We start from the raw sequence: 18506 nt of genomic DNA, 5'->3' as shown, positions 1-18506 counted from the left end.
AGGCGAAACATCATCGCCACGATCCGGACAGCGGGCACGACGAAAACAGATACCCGCGGATCAGATTAAAGTATGGAAGCACAAGGGGCAGAAGTAGCCCCATTTCATACTATACCGCGGTCATCAATTTCTGAGCCGCTCGCGGTTCAACATTGCCCATTGCAACAGAATGATCGTCTTGGAATCGGTTATTTCACCGGATGCGATCATCGCGAAGGCCTCGTCGAGGCCATAGGTCAGAACCTCCAGATCCTCGCCTTCGTCCTCCAGCCCGCCGCCGTTGCCGGCCTGCACGTCGAGGTCGATGCGCGCGACGAAGAGGCTGACCTTCTCCGTCAGCGTGCCGGGGCTCGCATACATGTCGAAGAGATACTCGACCTTTTCGACAGCATAGCCTGATTCTTCCATTGCCTCGCGGCGAATGGCATTGGCGGCATCGTCGTCATCGAGAAGCCCCGCCGGCACCTCGATCATGAAGCTCGGATCGCCGTTCACGAAAGCGGCGGGGCGGAACTGGCGTACCATCACCACGCTGTCGCGTTTCACGTCATAAAGAAGAATGGCGGCGGCGCTGCCATGGTCATGCACTTCTCGCACGATGCGCATCGTCCTGCCATCCGGCATGCGCTGGTCGAAAATGAGCTTCTGCATATGCACGAAGCCCTTCCACACCGTTTCTTTTTCCACGAGCCGGATTCTGCCGGAATCGATGTCGGCCGGAACGTTTTTCGCCTGCGTTTGTGTCACCGGATATGTCCTTGCCTGTCGTGGGATTGCTTCAGATTGTCTGTATGGCGGCGCAATATCAAGCCTCGCCGGCCTCGTCGTCGCGGCGGAGCCATACTTTGTTGTCGTGGAAGGCCGCTCCCCCGTAAGGCGCAACGGCGTCGCCACCGGTCAGAACATTGATGCCCTCGCCGTCCAGATGCGCCTTGTTCGGCCACAGACCCTCGGCAATCAGCACACCGGGCCGTGCGCCCTCCACGATCTTTGCATGGAGACGCACTTCGCCGCGTGTATTGCCGATACGGACGATATCACCATCCGCAATATCGTTGCGGGCAGCATCCTCGGGACAGACCATCAATTCCGGACGCCCTTCCTTCTGCACGGAGGTTTTGGTTTCGGCGAAGGTGGAGTTCAGGAAGTTGCGCGCCGGTGACGTCGCCAGCCGGAAGGGATGGTCCGCATCCGCAACCTCGATGACATCGACCTGATCCGGGAATTTCGGAAACTCCGAAACCGGCCCCATGACGCCGATGTTCTTCGGCGGCTTGTTCGGAGACGGTCCGTTTGCCCAGTCGGGGCTGAAGCGGAATTTTCCGTCGCCATAACCAAAACCCTCGAGATAATGCGCCACCTCGAAAGGCGGCTGCGCATCGATCCATTTCTCTTCCGCCAGGCTTTCGAAATCGCCCCAGCCGCTGACTTTCAGCATGCGATCAACATGCTCGCGGGCAGAGAGGCCGAAGCCGGGCATATGGTCGACACCGAGGCGCCTTGCCAGTTCCTCGATGACAAAGAGGTTGGTGCGCACCGTTTCCGGCGGCTCCACCAGTTTGGGACCGAGCAGAATGTGGTTCTGGCCGCCGGCGCGATAGATATCGTCATGTTCGAGGAACATGGTAGCGGGCATAACGATATCGGCCACCTCGGCCGTCTCCGTCATGAACTGCTCGTGCACCGCAACGAAGAGATCGTCGCGCAGGAAGCCCTGTTTCACCAGCCGCTGTTCAGGCGCGACAGTGACGGGATTGGTGTTCTGGATGAGCAGCGCCGTCACCGGGCCGCCATGGCGCAACGCTTCCGCGTCCCCCGTCAGCACGCGGCCGATCTGCGACTGGTCGAGCTGGCGCACGTCGGGGTCGGCATAGGCTGTGCCCATCAGCTCCGCCTTGTTGAGCCGGAAGATATCGCCATTATTGTGGAATGCGCCGCCGCCCTCATATTGCCAGGAACCGAGAACCGTGGCGATGGAAAGCGCCGCATGCATCGCGACTGCGCCATTGCGCTGGCGGGCAAAACCGTAACCCAGCCGGAAGAAGGTCTTTTTCGTCGTGCCGACGAGCCGCGCGAAAGCCTCGATTTCTTCCACGGAAAGACCGGTGATCTCGGATGCCCATTGCGGCGTCTTTGACTTCAGATGCGCTTCGAGCCCCGCCGGATCGTCAGCAAAGCGGGCCATGTAATCGCGATCGGCGTAACCGTCGCGGAAGGCGATGTGCATGATGGCGCAGGCGAGTGCCGCATCCGTACCAGGGCGCAGGACGATGCGCATATCCGCCTGTTTCATGGTCGGATTGTCGTAGATATCGACAACGACGATCTTTGCGCCACGCTCCTTGCGGGCTTTCACCGCATGGGTCATGACATTGACCTGGGTGGCCACCGCATTGGTACCCCAGATGACGACGACATCGGCCTTGCCGATCTCGCGCGGATCGGGGCCGCGCAGCGCGCCGGTGCCCATCACATAGCCGGTCCAGGCCATGTTGGTGCAGATGGAACCGAAAAAGCCGGAATATTTTTTGGCGTGGCGTAGCCGTTCAATGGAGTCTCGCTGCACCTGCCCCATCGTGCCGGCATAAAAATAGGGCCAGATGGCCTCGGCACCATGGCGGGCTTCAGCCTTGACGAAAGCGTCGGCCACCTCGTCCAGCGCCGCTTCCCAGGAAATCTCCTGCCAGTCGCCCGCCCCTTTTGAGCCCGTGCGGCGCTTCGGCGTCAGCAAACGCCCGGGATGGTAGATGCGCTCGGAATAACGCGCCACCTTGGCGCAGATGACGCCGGCGGTATATGTATTGGCATTGGCGCCGCGCACACGGCCGATGCGGCCATCGGCGTTTATATCGACCTCCAGCGCGCAGGCGCTCGGACAGTCATGCGGACAGACCGTATGGCCAATACGGACTTCGGCCTTGGAGGCGGCTTTTTCAGCGGAAATCGGGGTCGCAACGTTCATGTCTTTTGTATATTGCATCAACGATGCGGCAAAAAGGCCGAAGTGACGTCCATCAAGAATATTCATCCTGACCATTCATCCCGATAAACGCCAAGCGAGACACATCCATGAACTACCGCCACATCTATCACGCCGGCAATTTCGCGGATGTCCTCAAACATGCCGTTCTCGCCCGCCTCGTGCGTTATCTCCAGAACAAGGACAAGGCGTTTCGGGTGCTGGACACCCATGCCGGCATCGGGCTTTACGACCTCTCCTCCGAAGAGGCACAGAAAACCGGCGAATGGCAGACCGGCATCGGCAAGCTGATGGAAGCCGACCTGCCTGCCCCCATCGCCGAATTGCTGGAGCCCTATCTTGCCGCCGTCAGGGAGCTTAACCCGGAAGGCGGCATGCAATTCTATCCCGGCTCGCCGAAACTCGCGCGCATGCTGTTCCGTCCGCAGGACCGGCTTTCGGCCATGGAACTGCATCCGGACGACGCACGTGCCCTGTCGCGTTTGTTCGAGGGGGATTATCAGGTTCGCGTCACCGAACTGGATGGCTGGCTATCGCTCGGCGCACATCTGCCGCCAAAGGAAAAGCGCGGCCTCATCCTCGTCGATCCGCCTTTCGAGCTTGAGAACGAATATCAGCGGCTGGCCGATGGTCTGAACAAGGCTTACCGGCGTTTCTCCACCGGCACCTATTGCCTGTGGTATCCGTTGAAAAAAGGCGCTCCGATCAGGGATTTCCATGAGCGGCTGCAATCCTTCGATATTCCGAAGATGCTGTGTGCGGAACTATCCGTCAAAAGCGACCGGCTCGAGGGCTTGAGCGGTTCGGGCCTCATCGTCGTCAACCCACCCTATACGCTGAAGGAGGAGCTACACACGCTGCTGCCCTTCCTGAAAACGGTGATGGCGCAGGACCGGTACGCATCGCACCGCGCCTTCTGGCTGCGCGGCGAGGAGAAGCCGGAAGAGGATTGAGGTTCTACCGCAACCCTTCCCGTTTCTGCGCCTGCGCAAGCTGTGATCGTTCAAAGAACAGGATCACGAACAGCGCCATGATGAAGGGTATGATGAGGTAGAACAGGCGGAACACCAGAAGTGCCGCAATGACGTCGGCGGGGTTCATATCCGGCAGGCCGGTGACGAAGACCAGTTCCAGAACGCCGAGCCCGCCCGGCGCATGCGAGATGAGCGCCGCCGAAAAAGACACCAGAAAAATGCCGAGAATGACCATGTAGCCGGGGTTTCCGGCCTCCGGCAGGGCAAAATAGATGATGCCAGCCGCGCCGATCAGCTCGATCGGACCGATGACGAGCTGTTGCGCCACCAGCTTCGGCGCGGGGTAAGGCAGCATGAAGGAGCCGATTTTCAACGGCTTCAGCCTGAGCAGACTGCCAAGGACATAAAGGCTGACGAAGAGAAGCAGCACGATCCCCGTCGTCGTCGAGGCTTCGACAGGCAGGATGCCGGTAAACCGTTCGGTGATGTCAGGCTCGTATAACAGCACCAGACCGATCAGCATGATGGTGCCAATGAGGAAGGTGAAGGAGCAGAGGCCGACGAGAATGCCGACTTCCGCGACGCTCAGCCCCTTTGACGTATAGGCCCGGTATCGCACCACGGCGCCCGAGAATACGGATGCCCCGACATTGTGGGACAGCGCATAGGTGGTGAAAGAGGTGAGCGTGATGAAGAACCAGTTCACCTTGCGGCCAAGGTGTTGCAGCGCGATGCGGTCATAACCGGCAAGCGCGGCATAGGCCAGCAGGGTTGCAAGGCCGGAACACAGCCAGTCCCGCACACGAATGGCTTTCAGGCTGTCCCAGAGATCATCAAGCGACAGGCCACGCAATTCGTGGAAGAGCAACCAGGCGGAAAAACCAATCGTCGCGAAACCAACGACGGGCCAGATGTATTTTTTGAATTTCATGCGGTCATGCCGCCTATTTCCCCCAACATCGTCCCAGCCCTGTTTCCGTCTTTCGCGGAAGATTCGCCAGACTCTATTCGTTATGCGGCGAAGCTTTCAACCTTTTTGCCCGTTTGCCTCGTTCACAAATTTATGTAAGACCGGATCGTCGCCCGACGGCGATATGGGGTGGTCCAGTTTCCGGGGAACATGCACGGAATGAAACGGTATGCAGGTTTCATCGCCTTGGGTCTTCTGTCGCTCGCAGCGCTGTGGTTTGCGCAGGAAAAACCCGTTTCGAAAGGGCCGGAAAACGACCGGCATACGCCCGCTCAGCAGCAATCCGCTGCACGCCCTCAACAGAATACAGCCCGGCAGAATGCGGACAATGCCCAACCTCCTCGTGGTACCGGCTTCGATTTCTACGTGCTCTCACTCTCCTGGTCGCCGGCCTTCTGTGCCAGCTCCGAAGGTTCCGGCAACCGCCAGCAATGCGGCAGCGACAGGCGTTACGGTTTCGTGGTGCACGGGCTGTGGCCGCAGAATGAAAACGGCTATCCCGAATTCTGCCAAAGCAGCGAGCCTGAGCGGGTTCCCGATGCGATCGGCCGCAGCATGTTCGACATCATGCCGTCGATGGGCCTGATCGGCCACCAGTGGCGTAAACACGGCACCTGCTCCGGCCTGTCGCAGAAAGATTATTTTGCGGCAACACGGGCGGCGTTCGACGCCATCAGGTTGCCGGGGAAAATTTCCTCCGGCGCGCAGACCAATACGCTCTCCGCCGATGCCATCGAAACCGCCTTCACCGACGCCAATCCGGGCCTGTCGAAACGCGCCGTCTCGATCAGCTGCGACGGCAGGCGCCTTGAGGAAGTGCGCATCTGCCTCAACAAGGACATGACATTTCGCGATTGCCCCGAACTGGACCGCAAGGGCTGCCGCGCCAGCGCGACCGAGATCATCCCCATACGCTGATTACCCCATATCAACCCCATAGGACCCAACCATGGAACTGCTTTATTCACCCGCCTCCCCTTATTCCGCCAAGGTGCGCATGGCCGCCCGCCATCTCGAGATCGATGTCACCTCCGTGCGCGTCGACACCAATGCCGAGCCGGCCACGCTGATGGACAACAATCCGCTCGGCAAAATCCCGGTCCTGCTGCTGGACGAAGGCGGCTCTGTCTATGACAGCGTGACGATCATGCATTATCTCGACCGTCTTTCGGGCGGCAAGCTTTACCCCAAGAAGAACGGCAAGCGCACCGAAGCGGAAATTCTGGAAGCTCTGTGCGACGGCATCATGGATTGCCTGCTCGCCATCGTCTACGAGCGACGTTTCCGCCCGGAAGACAAGATCCACCAGCCGTGGATCGACAAGCAGTGGAGCAAGGTGGTCCGCGGGCTCGATCACCTCAACGCCAACCTGCCGAAAACCGGCAAGAAGCTGCATGGCGGCCATTTCGCCCTTGCAGCGATGATCGGTTATCTCGACCTGCGTTTTGCCGGTGAGTGGGCCGAGGGACGTGATGCGCTGGCAGCGTGGCCCGAAACCTTCGGCAAGCGTTTCGACGCCTATGCGGAAATGAAAGCCGCCGCCTAAACCCGCCGTACAAAACGCCTGGTTCTTTCCGCCGGGCGTCAAGGCGATGGCAAATCACAGAAACAAAAAAAGCCGGGGCGTAAACCCCGGCTTTTCCTTGACCGATCCGAGAAGGATCAGAACTTGACGCCGATACCGGCCTTGACCGAGTGGTCGTCGAAACCACGCGAGAAGGCGTCGTTGCCGAGCGTGTAGTCCTTCTTCTGGTAATCGCTGTAGCGATATTCCAGACGAGCGGTGATGTTGTCGGTCACCATGGCTTCAACACCGGCACCAACCGTGTAACCGAGAGCCGTGGCGCTGTCCTTGTTGACGCCGTCACGAACCTTGTTGTCGGAGACAGCAAGACCGGCCGTACCATAAAGCAGGAACGGGTTCATGTCGTAACCGACGCGGCCACGCAGCGAGCCGTTGACGCCCTGCTTGCCTTCGACGGCGCGACCGGCAACCGTACCGGCGGAGCCCTTCTCGTCGCCCATGTTCACGTCTGCTTCAGCACCGTAAACGATCTGGCCGCTCTGCATGTTGTAACCACCATAGACACCGCCACCGAAGCCCTTGGCGTCACGACCGTCATTGCTGGAGCTGAAACGGCCCCAGTCATAGTTGACCGTACCACCGAGGTAGGCGCCGGACCAATCCTTGACCGCGGCGGGCTGGTCGTAGGCTACCGGTGCCTGCGGCACTTCATTTACGGCATCAGCGGCGTAAGCAGCCGAAAAACCGGCGGCTGCCATGGTCGAAGCCATAAGGGTTGCTACGAAAATACGCATGTTATTCTCCTTTCAGGACCGCTCTGCACTCAAAACATTGTTTTCAGACGCGGTAAAAATCGTCGGGTTAATTTGCCCCTCTGGAAACTGAACTTGATGGGAGAATGCGGAGATCAAAGAGCCAAAATGTGAATTGTTTGGGGCAGAGACGTGACTAGAATTAGACGTTGCCTAATTGCCACAAGGGTTATATTAACCCTAACAGAAGCCTAACCAGCAATATATCGCCTTTAAACTTAGTTATATTCAAATTAAACCGAAATTGCATTGTGAATAAAAAATCGCCCAATTCTTTTGGGGCTGAGTGACAGCTTGCGATTTGCATTTATATCCAGCAAATAGGGCGTGTATGAGCAAATGCAGGTCCGCCGTGAAAGAACATATACCGAAGACAGTCTTGATAACGGGCGCCGCCCGCCGGCTCGGGCGGGCAATCGCCTCCGATCTCGCAGCCCACGGCTTTGCGATTGCCGTCCATGCCAATGAATCCATGGCGCAGGCGGAGGAATTCGCTAACGAAATAAGGCAAAAGGGTGGCAGAGCCACGGCCGTTCAGGCGGATCTGACACAATCTGCGCCCACCATGGCGCTTGTCGAAAAGGCCGCCGCCGCGCTTGGCCCGATCGGCGTCGTCGTCAATAATGCATCGGTTTTTCTCGCCGATACCGCCGAAACGCCCGATCCGGCCGTTTTCGATGCCCATTTCGCGGTGCATGTGCGGGCCCCTTCCCTCATCGCCGCCGCCTTTGTCGAGCAACTGCCCGCGGAGAAATCCGGCCTGATCGTCAATATCATCGACCAGCGTGTGCTTGCGCTCACGCCGCGTTTTTATTCCTACACGCTTTCGAAATCGACGCTGTGGACCGCCACACGGACTATGGCGCAGAGCTTTGCGCCGCGCGTGCGGGTCAATGCCATCGGCCCTGGTCCCACCTTCAAAAGCGAAAGACAGGCGCCCCAGGACTTTCAGGCGCAGATCGACGGCCTTATATTAAAGCGTGGTCCCGCGCCGGATGAGTTCGGCCGGACGATTCGCTTTCTTTACGATACGCCGTCGATCACCGGACAAATGATCGCGCTCGATGGCGGCCAGCATCTTGGCTGGGAAACCCCTGACGTGGCGGAGATACCTGAATGAACGGAAAGAAGCTGCCTGATGGCGGTATTCTGTTCGATGAAACCGACGACGAAGACGACGATGCCAACCTTGCCGCAACCGACACGGCCGAGGCATCGCGCAGCGTTGCCGGCATGGACTGGAATGCGGGCTGGAAGAACGAATCCGGCCTGAAGGGCATGGATCTCATCGGCGAATTCGTCAAACACCTGCCGAATTCGCCGGGTGTCTACCGCATGTTCAACGAAGCGGGCGACGTTCTTTACGTCGGCAAGGCGCGTTCGCTGAAGAAGCGCGTCGGCAATTACGCACAGGGTCGCGTGCATTCCAACCGCATCGCCCAGATGGTGCGTTTTACCACCCATATGGAATTCGTCACCACCCGCACGGAGACTGAGGCGCTTCTCTTGGAAGCGAATCTGATCAAACGCTTACGGCCGCGCTTTAACGTGCTTTTGCGTGACGACAAGTCGTTTCCCTATATTCTGATTACCGCCGACAATCGCGCGCCGGCGATCTTCAAACATCGCGGCGCCCGGGCGCGAAAAGGCGATTATTTCGGCCCCTTTGCGTCGGCCGGCGCCGTTGGCCGCACGATCAATTCGCTACAACGCGCCTTCCTGATCCGCACCTGCACCGACAGCGTGTTCGAGACTCGCACGCGTCCCTGTCTTCTCTACCAGATCAAGCGCTGTTCCGGGCCCTGCACCCATGAGGTGAGCGACGAGGGTTATGCGGAACTCGTCAAGGAAGCCAAGGATTTCCTCTCCGGCAAGAGCCAGGCCGTCAAGACCGCGATCGCGCGGCAGATGAACGAGGCATCAGAGGATCTCGATTTCGAGCGCGCTGCCATCTATCGCGACCGGCTGGCGGCACTTTCGCACGTCCAGAGCCATCAGGGCATCAATCCCGCCGGTATCGAAGAAGCGGATGTCTTTGCCATCCACCATGAAGGCGGCATTTCCTGCATTCAGGTGTTCTTTTTCCGCACCGGCCAGAACTGGGGCAACCGCGCCTATTTCCCGAAGGCCGATCCATCCTTGCCCGGTTCCGAAATCCTCAACGCCTTCCTCGCACAGTTCTACGACGACAAGCCGGTGCCGAAACAGATCCTGCTGTCCGAAACGGTGGAAGAACAGGAACTGCTGGCCGCAGCACTTGGCGAAAAGGCGGGCCACAAGGTGACGATCAGCGTGCCGCAGCGTGGTGAGAAAAAGGACATTACCGACCATGTTCTTGCCAATGCCCGCGAGGCGCATGGCCGCAAGCTGGCGGAAACCTCCTCACAGGCGCGACTGCTGAAAGGCTTTGCGGAAACTTTCAACCTGCCCTATATGCCGCGCCGCATCGAGATTTACGATAACTCGCACATCATGGGCACCAATGCCGTGGGCGGCATGGTGGTGGCGGGGCCGGAAGGTTTTGTGAAAAACCAGTATCGCAAGTTCAATATCAAATCGACCGACATCACCCCCGGCGACGACTTCGGCATGATGCGCGAGGTGATGACCCGTCGCTTCTCGCGCCTGTTGAAGGAAGAGGGCAAACCTGATCGCGCGCAGACGCCGACACCGGAAGAAGCAGCCGACCTGCCCTTTCCCGCCTGGCCGGATGTGATCCTGATCGACGGCGGCCAGGGGCAGATGACCGCGGTGCGGGCTATCCTCGACGAACTCGGCATTCGCGACTGCGTGACGGCCATCGGCGTGGCGAAGGGTGTGGACCGCGAGGCGGGCCGCGAGCGCTTCTTTGCGGACGGGCGCGGCGACTTTTCTCTGCCGCCGCGCGATCCCGTGCTTTATTTCATTCAGCGCATGCGCGACGAGGCCCACCGCTTCGCCATCGGCTCGCACCGGGCGCGACGCAAGAAGGAAATGGTGCGCAATCCGCTGGATGAAATCTCGGGAATCGGGCCGGGGCGCAAGCGTTCCCTGTTGCAGCATTTCGGCACGGCCAAGGCGGTTTCCCGCGCCGGCCTCAACGATCTGATGACGGTTACCGGCATTTCCGAGACGGTAGCGCGGCAAATTTACAATCACTTCCACGAGAGCGGCAGCGATTGACGCAGAACGGTAAGACCGATCTGCTAAAAAACCATAATAACGTGTTGACCCTATGCGTCAGGGACGGCATCAAGGCAGCTGATCTTAGACTGACAGGTTTCCCATGGCTTCGCGCGCATACAACATTCCCAACCTCCTCACTTATGCCCGCATTCTTGCGGTTCCTGTCATCGTTTTGTGTTTCTTTATCGAAGGAAAGCTGGAAAGCTCTGACTTCGCGCGCTGGACGGCGCTCTGGCTGTTCATCGTCGCTTCGCTGACCGATTTTCTCGATGGCTATCTCGCCCGCATCTGGAACCAGACGTCGAATATCGGCCGCATGCTGGACCCGATAGCCGACAAGCTGCTGGTCGCTTCCGTGCTGCTGTTGATGGCGGCGGATGGGACCATTGCCGGCTGGTCGCTCTGGGCAGCAATTACCATTCTCTGCCGTGAAATTCTGGTTTCCGGCCTGCGCGAATATCTGGCGGCGCTGAAGGTCAGCGTTCCCGTCACCCAGATCGCCAAATGGAAGACGACGATCCAGATGGTGGCCATCGCCTTTCTTCTCGCAGGTCCTGCCGGCGACAAGGTGCTGCCCTATACGACCGAGATGGGGATTACGCTTCTGTGGCTCGCCGCGGCGCTGACCATGTATACCGGTTATGATTACTTCAAGGCGGGCCTCAAGCACATCGTGGACGAAGAATGATGACGCGGATCGTTTATTTCGCCTGGGTGCGCGAGAAGATCGGCACGGATCAGGAAGAGCTGGATATCCCTTCCTCCGTCACCACCGCCGGCGAGCTGATCGCCTATCTTGCGACACGCGGTGAAAATTACGAAGCAGCCTTTGAGTTTCCCAATGTCATCAGGGTCGCCGTCAATCAGGAACATGTCGAGCATGACGAGAGCATTGTCGGCGCACGCGAGATCGGCATTTTCCCGCCCATGACGGGGGGATGAGCGGATGCAGAAAGTCGCTCAGCCGACGGTTCGCGTGCAGGCAGAAGACTTCGACGCCGCTGACGAAACACGCCTGTTGACGCAAAGCGACAGAAGCATCGGCGCCGTCGTGGCCTTTACCGGGCTCTGCCGGGACGATGGCGGCACGCTGACCGCACTGGAACTCGAACATTATCCCGGCATGGCGGAAGCGGAAATCACCCGCATCGCCAAACTTGCGGTAGAGCGCTTCGGCCTGCTTGGCCTCACCGCCATCCACCGCCATGGCAAGATCGCCACCGGCGAGAACATCGTCCTTGTCGTCGCCGCTTCTTCTCATCGACAGGCCGCCTTCGACGGTGCCAATTTCGTGATGGACTATCTCAAGACCTCAGCCCCGTTCTGGAAAAAGGAACATGGCAGGGATGGCATAACGGGCGACTGGGTGGCAGCGAAGGCGACCGACGATACGGCGAAAGACAAGTGGTGATAGCGTCTGTTTTCGCGGACGGAAAACCGGAGTGCGCTTTTCCTGGAATTCCCTAAGGCGCTTCCACCCTGCTGCGCATGACGATCAGCCAGCCGACAAGCAGCGCTAGAACCGCCGCATCCCGCCAGGCGACCGGGCCGTAACCGACCCAGAATGTTTCCGCAAAACCGACGGCAGCAGCCCCGAGGCCGCAGATGAGCGGGCTGGCATATCCGCCCGCCGCCGAGATCAGCACGACTTTCAGCCCGAAAACGAGACCGGCGCCGAAATCCATGGTGCCGTAATAAAACGTGGCCAGCACACCGGCGATGGCCGCAACGAGACCCGCCGCGCAATAGGACAGCAGAAATATTCTTCCCGCATTCACCCCGAAGAGCGAGGCGGCAAAAGCATCATCCGACACCGCCTTCCAGCGCCTGCCAAAGGCGGAATGGCTGAGATAAAGCGAGCCTACGAGAATGAGCAGGCAGAAGATTGCCGTGTTCAGCATCTGCATCCGTGTGAGGGTCACGGAAAAGCCGCCCTCGGTCCAGAAACGCACCGGCTGCGATAAAAGCGGCGGCAACCACAATTGCTTTGTATCGGCGGCAAGCCTTGCGCTTTCCGTGAGCGCGATCAGTACGCCGACGGCCGCGACGGTCACCGCGTTGGGAGAAGCCTTTGCCAGCGGCCGCATCACCGCTCTGCCGATGAAACCCGCGGCCCAGAGCCCGCCGAACAGGCCGGCCCCTGCCCCCAGCGCCAATGTTGCCGGCAGAACGAGCCACAGCCGGTTCCAACCGAAATCGGCAAACAGGAGGCACGTCTGGCCGGCAAAGGCGAATATGGCGCCATAGGTCACATCGGCGCGTTTCGTGACCGAAAAAGCGATGGCATAACCGAAGGCCAGAACCGCATAAATGGCTGCGATCGGCACGGCATTCAGCAATTGTTGCAGGAAATAAGCCAAGCCCGTCCTCCAGCCACGATTATAACTGTTAAAACGTATTTTGATAGTTATAATATGCGCATGACATTTCGCTGGACGGAACATCGTTTTGCAGGGGGAGCATTGGCGCTCGATGTCGCCAACAGCGTGATCCTGCGCTCGGACGCGGCAAGGACGCTCGACCGTTTTGCCGTGCCAGAGCAGATCGCCGCCTTTGCCGACGCGGCGACGCTGCTTGGTGCGGAACGGGACAGGTTTTCTATCCTCATCGCGCCGGAGGCGGACAAACGGCCCATTTTTCTCGAACTGCGCGAGGCGATCGACGATCACTTCCGTTCGTCTGTTTCCGGCGGAGCCGATGATGATGGCAAGCTGGCGCGGTTTCTCTCTGCGGGCGGCACGGCGCTACGGTTATTCCCGGCGTCCGAAAGTCTCGCCAACGCCACCGTCCATTCCGCTCTGTCGCTGCTTGCCAGCGAGACACGGGAACGGCTGCGGATCTGTGGCAATTGCGGCTGGCTGTTCATCGACCGCAGCAAAAACAGAAGCCGTGTCTGGTGCGACATGGCGGTGTGCGGCAACCGGCAGAAGGCCAGCCGGCATTATCACCGCAAGAAGGAGGTGCAGCCATGAAAATTGCCCTGCCCCTGCTGGCGATTGCAGCAATGCTTTCTCTTTCCGGTTGCCAGCGCGATGAACCGCGTGAAGTGGCCAAGCTGTCCGGGCGAATGTTCGTCTTCAATTACCGCGTCGCCATCGCCACCTATCTGGTGACGCTTCAGCGCATCGCCCCCATCCGCGACGGCAGCAGCGTGGAGGCGGTTTTCGAAAACCCGCGCGGCGGCCCCGATCTCACGACCAGGGAGAGAATTTTTCCGAAGGACGAAAAGATCACTGTTCAGAGCCCGCCGGTCGAATGCGTGAAGCAGGACCGGCCCTACAAGGTCACCATCCGCATCAAGGGCCCGGATGGCGATGTCATGCAGACAATCGAGACCACGATCCGCTCCGACACCGATCAGTCGGCTCTACCGGCCAAGCCGCTGGTGATCGGCCCGCTCTATACGCCCAATCCGGAGGTGTTCAAGTCAGACGGCACGACGGATATGCGCCCGGTTCAGGGGTGCCCGGCGTCGTAGGGAGTGGCGTTGCTTTACCGCCTGTCAAACAAAAAACGGAGCCTTTCGGCCCCGTTTCTTCGAGTCATTTCAACGGCCTCGGCCAATCGCTTGCAACAGCGATTCAAGCCGTTGAGATTTTGAATCAGCCGACGATTTCGGTTTCGGCGAACCAGTAGGCGATTTCCTGTGCAGCGGTTTCCGGAGCGTCGGAACCGTGAACGGAGTTTTCGCCAATGGAAAGCGCGAAGGACTTGCGGATGGTGCCTTCAGCAGCCTGGGCCGGGTTGGTGGCGCCCATGATTTCGCGGTTCTTGAGGATGGCGTTTTCGCCTTCCAGAACCTGTACGATGGTCGGGCCGGAGGTCATGCCTTCAACGAGTTCGCCAAAGAAGGGACGCTCTTTGTGAACGGCGTAGAAGCCTTCGGCTTCGCGCTTGCTCATCCAGACGCGCTTGGACGCGACGATGCGCAGACCGTTGTCTTCAAATACCTTGGTGATCGCGCCCGTGAGGTTACGCTTGGTTGCGTCCGGCTTGATCATCGAAAATGTGCGTTCAATCGCCATGTGTCCGTTTCCTTTTCCTTCAGAGAAAGTGGGCGGTCTTTACCCGCCCAAAGGCCCGAAAACAAGGGGGATCAACGAGATTGCGACGATGACGTCGGACATTTCACGCCGCTGTCACACTGCGGCCCCTCGCATCGTAGAGATCGAGGCAGCCTTCGAACCAGTCCCGCACCGGATCACTATCGGCAAACAGATCCGCCCCTGACGTGATGCGTGCCCATTGCAGTGCGCCGAAGACGATATAGTCCGCAAACAGCGGCGACGTGCCGCCAATGAAGGGCTGGAAGCTCAACATGCGGCGGATCGGCGCCAGCAATGCGGGAAAGGCAGCGATTTCCGTCTCACGGTTCGCCGTTACTTCCTCAAGCGGGCGGCCAAGCGCTTTCGTCCTGCTGTCACGGAAATAACGGCGATCCGGCTCATCCAGCATGTTATGGATATCCAGCAGAGCAATACGGGTGATAGCCGGATGAAGCACCGTCTGTGACCAGCTTTCAACAAAGCGGGCCATCGCCTTGCCACCCTCCCCGTCGAACAGCGACGGCCGCTCCGGATAGGCGTCATCCAGATAAAGCGCGATTTCGAAACTGTCGCTCACCAGTTGGTCGCCATCGCGCAGGATCGGCACCGTCTTCGAAAACCCATCCTCCACCGTCGGAATGACCGTGAAGGGCAAGGGGCGCTCCTCGAAATCCAGCCCCTTATGGGCCAGCGAAAGCACGGTTTTCCAGCAATGGGGAGAAAACGGTCTGGAAATATCGCTTCCGCACAACGAGTAGAGCGTTCTGGAATTCGTCATAAGCTACCCTCTTCTGCAATATTGATGAAACGATATAAGAACGGCCGGGCCATGAAATCAAATCAGGATTTGTCATGTGATCGATCAGGAAACGCGTGCGGTCCGCGCGTCTGTCCGGCGTGAAAATTTTCGCTTCGCAGCGCCAAAACTTTTCGCGGATTCAGTCAATTTTAAACCGTTGCTTGTAAGAATAAACCCATTCAACAATCGGTTATCGCCGGTCTATTCATAATAATCTCGGTATTGGGGCTGTCAGTGACGACATCGGCGGGCGATAAGAAACGTGATCAGGCAAGAAGTTCTCTTGTCGTTACCAAAATCACCCAATTCATCGCCAAGATGAACATTGCGCCATTGCCGCGCAATTACGAACTGATCTATGAAATATTGTCAGGACACAACCCGGCCATGGGCCGCGACATTCTCGCGCTCGGCAATGCGCCGCAGCAGCACGAGATCGATATTATTGGCCAGCGGCACAATCTGCCCGGCTTTTCCCGGATCGAAGCCGAACAGATGGCGAGCGCGACCTTCGACACGCTGACGCAGATTTCCGCGCGGCTGGAGGCAAGCCTTAAACGCACCGAGACCTTCATGGACGCCCTCCAGCAGGATGAGGACAGCGAGCCGCCGGCAACGGAGCGTTTCCTGGAGCTTCTGGGCGACATTCACGAGGAGCAGACGAGCCTTCGGCATTTCATTGCCATGGGGCTGGTGAAAATCCGTGAAGCCGAAAGAAACCGGGTGGAACTTCAGGCCGCCTCCCTGCGCGACAGCTTGACGGCGCTTCCCAACCGGGCCGCCTTTCTGGAAAAGCTCGGCGCCCTTTTTGCAAAGGATCGGGCCGCGTCCGCCACCTCGCTGGTATTGCTCGACATCGATCATTTCCGGGAAATCAACGGCAAATATGGTTCTTCCGCCGGCAATAAGGCACTGCGACGGCTCGCCGCGCTGTTTCGCAAGACCATCAAGAAGGACGATTTCGTCGCTCGCATCGGTGGCGATGAATTCGCCTTTCTGTTTGCCGGGGTACCGCAGAATACGGCCGAGGCGATCGCCGAGCGGCTGCGGCAAAGCGTAGAGGCCCTGCACTTCGCGACCAGTGGTGGCGATGGCGAGCATCTGACGGTTTCGATCGGTGTCGCGGCGGTGGATGGCACCGCCACAGCCGCCGAATTTTTCGGCCATGCCGAACTCGCTTTGCTCTCGGCCCGCAGCGGCACGCGCAACTGCGTTATCGGCTACTCGCGGGAGGTGGCGCAGCACAGCCGCAACAGCTATCTGGCACAGCTCGGCTCCTGAAGCGGCAATCTCTCGCGGTGTGGCGCAGAGGCTCTTGCCTTGGCCAGACAGTTCGGCCAAAACGGCGCCATGATTACGATTACCGATCTTTCCGCCCGCATCGCCGGGCGTCTGCTTCTTGACCATGCCAGCGTGGCGCTTCCCGCCGGTGTGAAGGCGGGTCTCGTCGGCCGCAACGGTGCCGGAAAATCCACCCTGTTCCGGATCATCACCGGCGATCTTGCGGCGGAAGGCGGTTCGGTGACGATCCCGAAACTCGCCCGCATCGGCCAGGTGGCACAGGAAGCGCCGGGCACGGAGGAATCACTGATTTCCATCGTGCTTGCCGCCGACAAGGAGCGCAGCGCGCTTTTGGCCGAAGCGGAAACCGCAACCGATCCTCACCGGATCGCTGAAATCCAGATGCGGCTTGTCGATATCGATGCCCATTCGGCGGAAGCGCGCGCCTCCAGCATTCTCGCCGGTCTCGGCTTCGATCACGAGGCGCAGCTTCGCCCCGCCTCCTCCTTTTCCGGCGGCTGGCGAATGCGCGTGGCGCTCGCCTCCGTGCTGTTTGCCGAACCCGACCTGTTGCTGCTCGACGAGCCGACCAACTATCTCGACCTCGAAGGCACGCTCTGGCTGGAAGACTATATCCGGCGTTATCCGCATACCGTCATCATCATCAGCCATGACCGCGATCTTCTCAACAATGCCGTCAATTCCATCGTGCATCTGGACCAGAAGAAGCTGACCTTCTATCGCGGTGGTTACGACCAGTTCGAGCGGCAGAAGGCCGAGGCTGACGAATTGCAGATGAAGGCCAAGGTCAAGAACGATGCTGCACGCAAACATCTGCAAAGCTTCATCGACCGTTTCCGCGCCAAGGCCACCAAGGCGCGCCAGGCCCAGAGCCGCATCAAGGCGCTGGAGCGCATGGGCACCGTTGCCGCCGTGATCGAGGACCATGTCCAACCGATCACGTTTCCCGAGCCGGAAAAGCAGCCCGCCTCCCCCATCGTCGCCATAAATGGCGGTGCCGTCGGTTACGAGCCGGGCAAATCCATCCTGAAACAGCTCAATCTCAGGATCGACAATGACGACCGCATCGCGCTGCTCGGCTCGAACGGCAACGGCAAGTCGACCTTCGCGAAATTCATCTCCGGCCGGCTTGCGCCGCAGGCGGGCGATCTTCGCGTCGCCTCGGGCCTCAAGATCGGTTTCTTCGCACAGCATCAGCTCGACGACCTCGTGCCAGATGAAACGCCGGTCGAACATGTGCGTAAGCTGATGCCGCTCGCTCCTGAAGCACAGGTACGTGCCCGCGTGGCGCAGATGGGTCTTGCAACGGAAAAAATGGCGACGGCAGCGAAGGACTTGTCCGGTGGTGAAAAGGCCCGGCTGCTGATGGGGCTTGCGGCCTTCCATGCGCCGAACCTGTTGATCCTCGACGAACCGACCAACCATCTCGACATCGACAGCCGCCGGGCACTGATCGAGGCACTGAACGATTATAGTGGCGCGGTCATCCTCATCTCGCACGACCGCCACCTGATCGAAGCGACGGTGGACCGGCTGTGGCTGGTGGCCGACGGCACGGTCAAGACCTTCGAAGGCGACATGGAGGAATATCGCGATCTCGTTATTTCCTCCGGCAGGAAGAAGGACGACAAGACCGAGGCCGCCGCCGACCAGACCTCGAAAGCCGACCAGCGCAAGGCCAACGCTGAAAAGCGCGCCCAGCTGGCGCCGCTCAAGAAAAAGATCAACGAAATCGAATCCCTGACGGCAAAGCTTGAGACACTGATTCAGGCGCTCGACAAGGAGTTGGCGGACCCTGCTTTGTACGAAAAAGCCCCCGCCAAAGCCGCGCTGAAAGTAAAGGAGCGCGGCGAGGCCGCGAGCAAGCTTTCCGACGCCGAGGAGCAATGGCTGATGCTTTCGAGCGAATACGAGGATGCCATGGCGCAGTGAT

The 18506-nt window shown here is 59.3% G+C and carries 19 protein-coding genes; 12 read left to right on the top strand and 7 right to left on the bottom strand.

Going from position 1 to position 18506, the window contains the following annotated elements; translation table 11 throughout:
* Positions 1-123 precede the first annotated feature (123 nt).
* Together GSF67_RS04265 and GSF67_RS04260 are read right to left on the bottom strand one after the other, a co-directional pair.
* Complete coding sequence (locus tag GSF67_RS04265) at positions 124-747, bottom strand: NUDIX domain-containing protein (RefSeq protein WP_006312864.1); 624 nt, start codon at positions 745-747, stop codon at positions 124-126.
* Positions 748-805: 58 nt separating this feature from the next.
* Complete coding sequence (locus tag GSF67_RS04260; RefSeq protein ID WP_006312865.1) at positions 806-3028, bottom strand: molybdopterin-dependent oxidoreductase; 2223 nt, start codon at positions 3026-3028, stop codon at positions 806-808.
* 41 nt (positions 3029-3069) lie between these two features.
* Between GSF67_RS04260 and GSF67_RS04255 the strand changes: the two genes are divergently transcribed.
* A complete protein-coding gene (locus GSF67_RS04255; RefSeq protein ID WP_006312866.1) occupies positions 3070-3933 on the top strand; it encodes a 23S rRNA (adenine(2030)-N(6))-methyltransferase RlmJ in 864 nt (287 codons plus the stop codon).
* A gap of 4 nt (positions 3934-3937) precedes the next feature.
* On the opposite strand, the gene GSF67_RS04250 is transcribed toward GSF67_RS04255, so the two are convergent.
* A complete protein-coding gene (locus tag GSF67_RS04250; protein WP_006312867.1) occupies positions 3938-4885 on the bottom strand; it encodes a lysylphosphatidylglycerol synthase domain-containing protein in 948 nt (315 codons plus the stop codon).
* 198 nt (positions 4886-5083) lie between these two features.
* Between GSF67_RS04250 and GSF67_RS04245 the strand changes: the two genes are divergently transcribed.
* On the top strand, positions 5084-5842 hold the full coding sequence (locus tag GSF67_RS04245) for a ribonuclease (protein WP_006312869.1): 759 nt from the start codon (positions 5084-5086) through the stop codon (positions 5840-5842).
* 31 nt (positions 5843-5873) lie between these two features.
* A complete protein-coding gene (locus GSF67_RS04240) occupies positions 5874-6470 on the top strand; it encodes a glutathione S-transferase (protein WP_006312870.1) in 597 nt (198 codons plus the stop codon).
* Positions 6471-6586: 116 nt separating this feature from the next.
* On the opposite strand, the gene GSF67_RS04235 is transcribed toward GSF67_RS04240, so the two are convergent.
* Positions 6587-7243, bottom strand: coding sequence for an outer membrane protein (locus tag GSF67_RS04235; protein ID WP_006312871.1), 657 nt, complete (start codon positions 7241-7243; stop codon positions 6587-6589).
* A 349-nt stretch (positions 7244-7592) separates the two neighbouring features.
* Between GSF67_RS04235 and GSF67_RS04230 the strand changes: the two genes are divergently transcribed.
* The 5 genes from GSF67_RS04230 to GSF67_RS04210 all read left to right on the top strand — a co-directional run bounded on the left by GSF67_RS04230 (position 7593) and on the right by GSF67_RS04210 (position 11837).
* Positions 7593-8381, top strand: a complete 789-nt coding sequence (locus GSF67_RS04230; protein ID WP_006312872.1) for an SDR family oxidoreductase — start codon at positions 7593-7595, stop codon at positions 8379-8381.
* The gene (gene uvrC / locus GSF67_RS04225) at positions 8378-10423 is read left to right on the top strand and encodes an excinuclease ABC subunit UvrC (RefSeq protein ID WP_006312873.1); all 2046 of its coding nucleotides are present in this window, start codon (positions 8378-8380) and stop codon (positions 10421-10423) included. Before GSF67_RS04230 ends, uvrC begins: the two co-directional genes overlap by 4 nt.
* Positions 10424-10526: 103 nt before the next feature.
* Entirely contained in the window at positions 10527-11114 is a 588-nt protein-coding gene (gene pgsA / locus GSF67_RS04220) for a CDP-diacylglycerol--glycerol-3-phosphate 3-phosphatidyltransferase (protein WP_006312874.1), read from the top strand.
* A complete protein-coding gene (gene moaD / locus GSF67_RS04215; protein ID WP_035215222.1) occupies positions 11114-11368 on the top strand; it encodes a molybdopterin converting factor subunit 1 in 255 nt (84 codons plus the stop codon). The genes pgsA and moaD overlap by 1 nt, the downstream gene beginning before the upstream one ends.
* Positions 11369-11372: 4 nt before the next feature.
* Positions 11373-11837, top strand: a complete 465-nt coding sequence (locus GSF67_RS04210) for a molybdenum cofactor biosynthesis protein MoaE (protein ID WP_006312876.1) — start codon at positions 11373-11375, stop codon at positions 11835-11837.
* Between the two features lie 52 nt (positions 11838-11889).
* Here the strand turns inward: GSF67_RS04210 and GSF67_RS04205 are convergent, their stop codons facing one another.
* Positions 11890-12786, bottom strand: coding sequence for a branched-chain amino acid ABC transporter permease (locus GSF67_RS04205; protein WP_006312877.1), 897 nt, complete (start codon positions 12784-12786; stop codon positions 11890-11892).
* Between the two features lie 60 nt (positions 12787-12846).
* Between GSF67_RS04205 and GSF67_RS04200 the strand changes: the two genes are divergently transcribed.
* Together GSF67_RS04200 and GSF67_RS04195 are read left to right on the top strand one after the other, a co-directional pair.
* Complete coding sequence (locus GSF67_RS04200) at positions 12847-13398, top strand: CGNR zinc finger domain-containing protein (protein ID WP_035215273.1); 552 nt, start codon at positions 12847-12849, stop codon at positions 13396-13398.
* Positions 13395-13904 (top strand): hypothetical protein, encoded by a 510-nt coding sequence (locus GSF67_RS04195; RefSeq protein ID WP_128821986.1) that lies wholly within the window; start codon positions 13395-13397, stop codon positions 13902-13904. Before GSF67_RS04200 ends, GSF67_RS04195 begins: the two co-directional genes overlap by 4 nt.
* A 124-nt stretch (positions 13905-14028) precedes the next feature.
* On the opposite strand, the gene ndk is transcribed toward GSF67_RS04195, so the two are convergent.
* Positions 14029-14451 carry a nucleoside-diphosphate kinase gene (gene ndk / locus GSF67_RS04190; protein WP_003502118.1) on the bottom strand — a complete coding sequence of 141 codons (423 nt, stop codon included), beginning with the start codon at positions 14449-14451 and terminating at the stop codon, positions 14029-14031.
* Between the two features lie 103 nt (positions 14452-14554).
* On the bottom strand, positions 14555-15250 hold the full coding sequence (locus GSF67_RS04185; RefSeq protein WP_006314611.1) for a glutathione S-transferase family protein: 696 nt from the start codon (positions 15248-15250) through the stop codon (positions 14555-14557).
* Positions 15251-15505: 255 nt separating this feature from the next.
* Between GSF67_RS04185 and GSF67_RS04180 the strand changes: the two genes are divergently transcribed.
* Both GSF67_RS04180 and GSF67_RS04175 read left to right on the top strand, forming a co-directional pair.
* Positions 15506-16552 carry a GGDEF domain-containing protein gene (locus GSF67_RS04180; RefSeq protein ID WP_006314610.1) on the top strand — a complete coding sequence of 349 codons (1047 nt, stop codon included), beginning with the start codon at positions 15506-15508 and terminating at the stop codon, positions 16550-16552.
* Between the two features lie 69 nt (positions 16553-16621).
* Positions 16622-18505 (top strand): ABC-F family ATP-binding cassette domain-containing protein, encoded by a 1884-nt coding sequence (locus GSF67_RS04175; RefSeq protein ID WP_035216094.1) that lies wholly within the window; start codon positions 16622-16624, stop codon positions 18503-18505.
* Position 18506: the final 1 nt, after the last annotated feature.

The sequence above is a fragment of the Agrobacterium sp. CGMCC 11546 genome (assembly GCF_013365515.1).
Lineage (GTDB): Bacteria > Pseudomonadota > Alphaproteobacteria > Rhizobiales > Rhizobiaceae > Agrobacterium > Agrobacterium fabrum.
The sequence above is the reverse complement of the archived record's forward strand: the minus strand, read 5'-3'. Positions and strand labels throughout refer to the sequence as shown.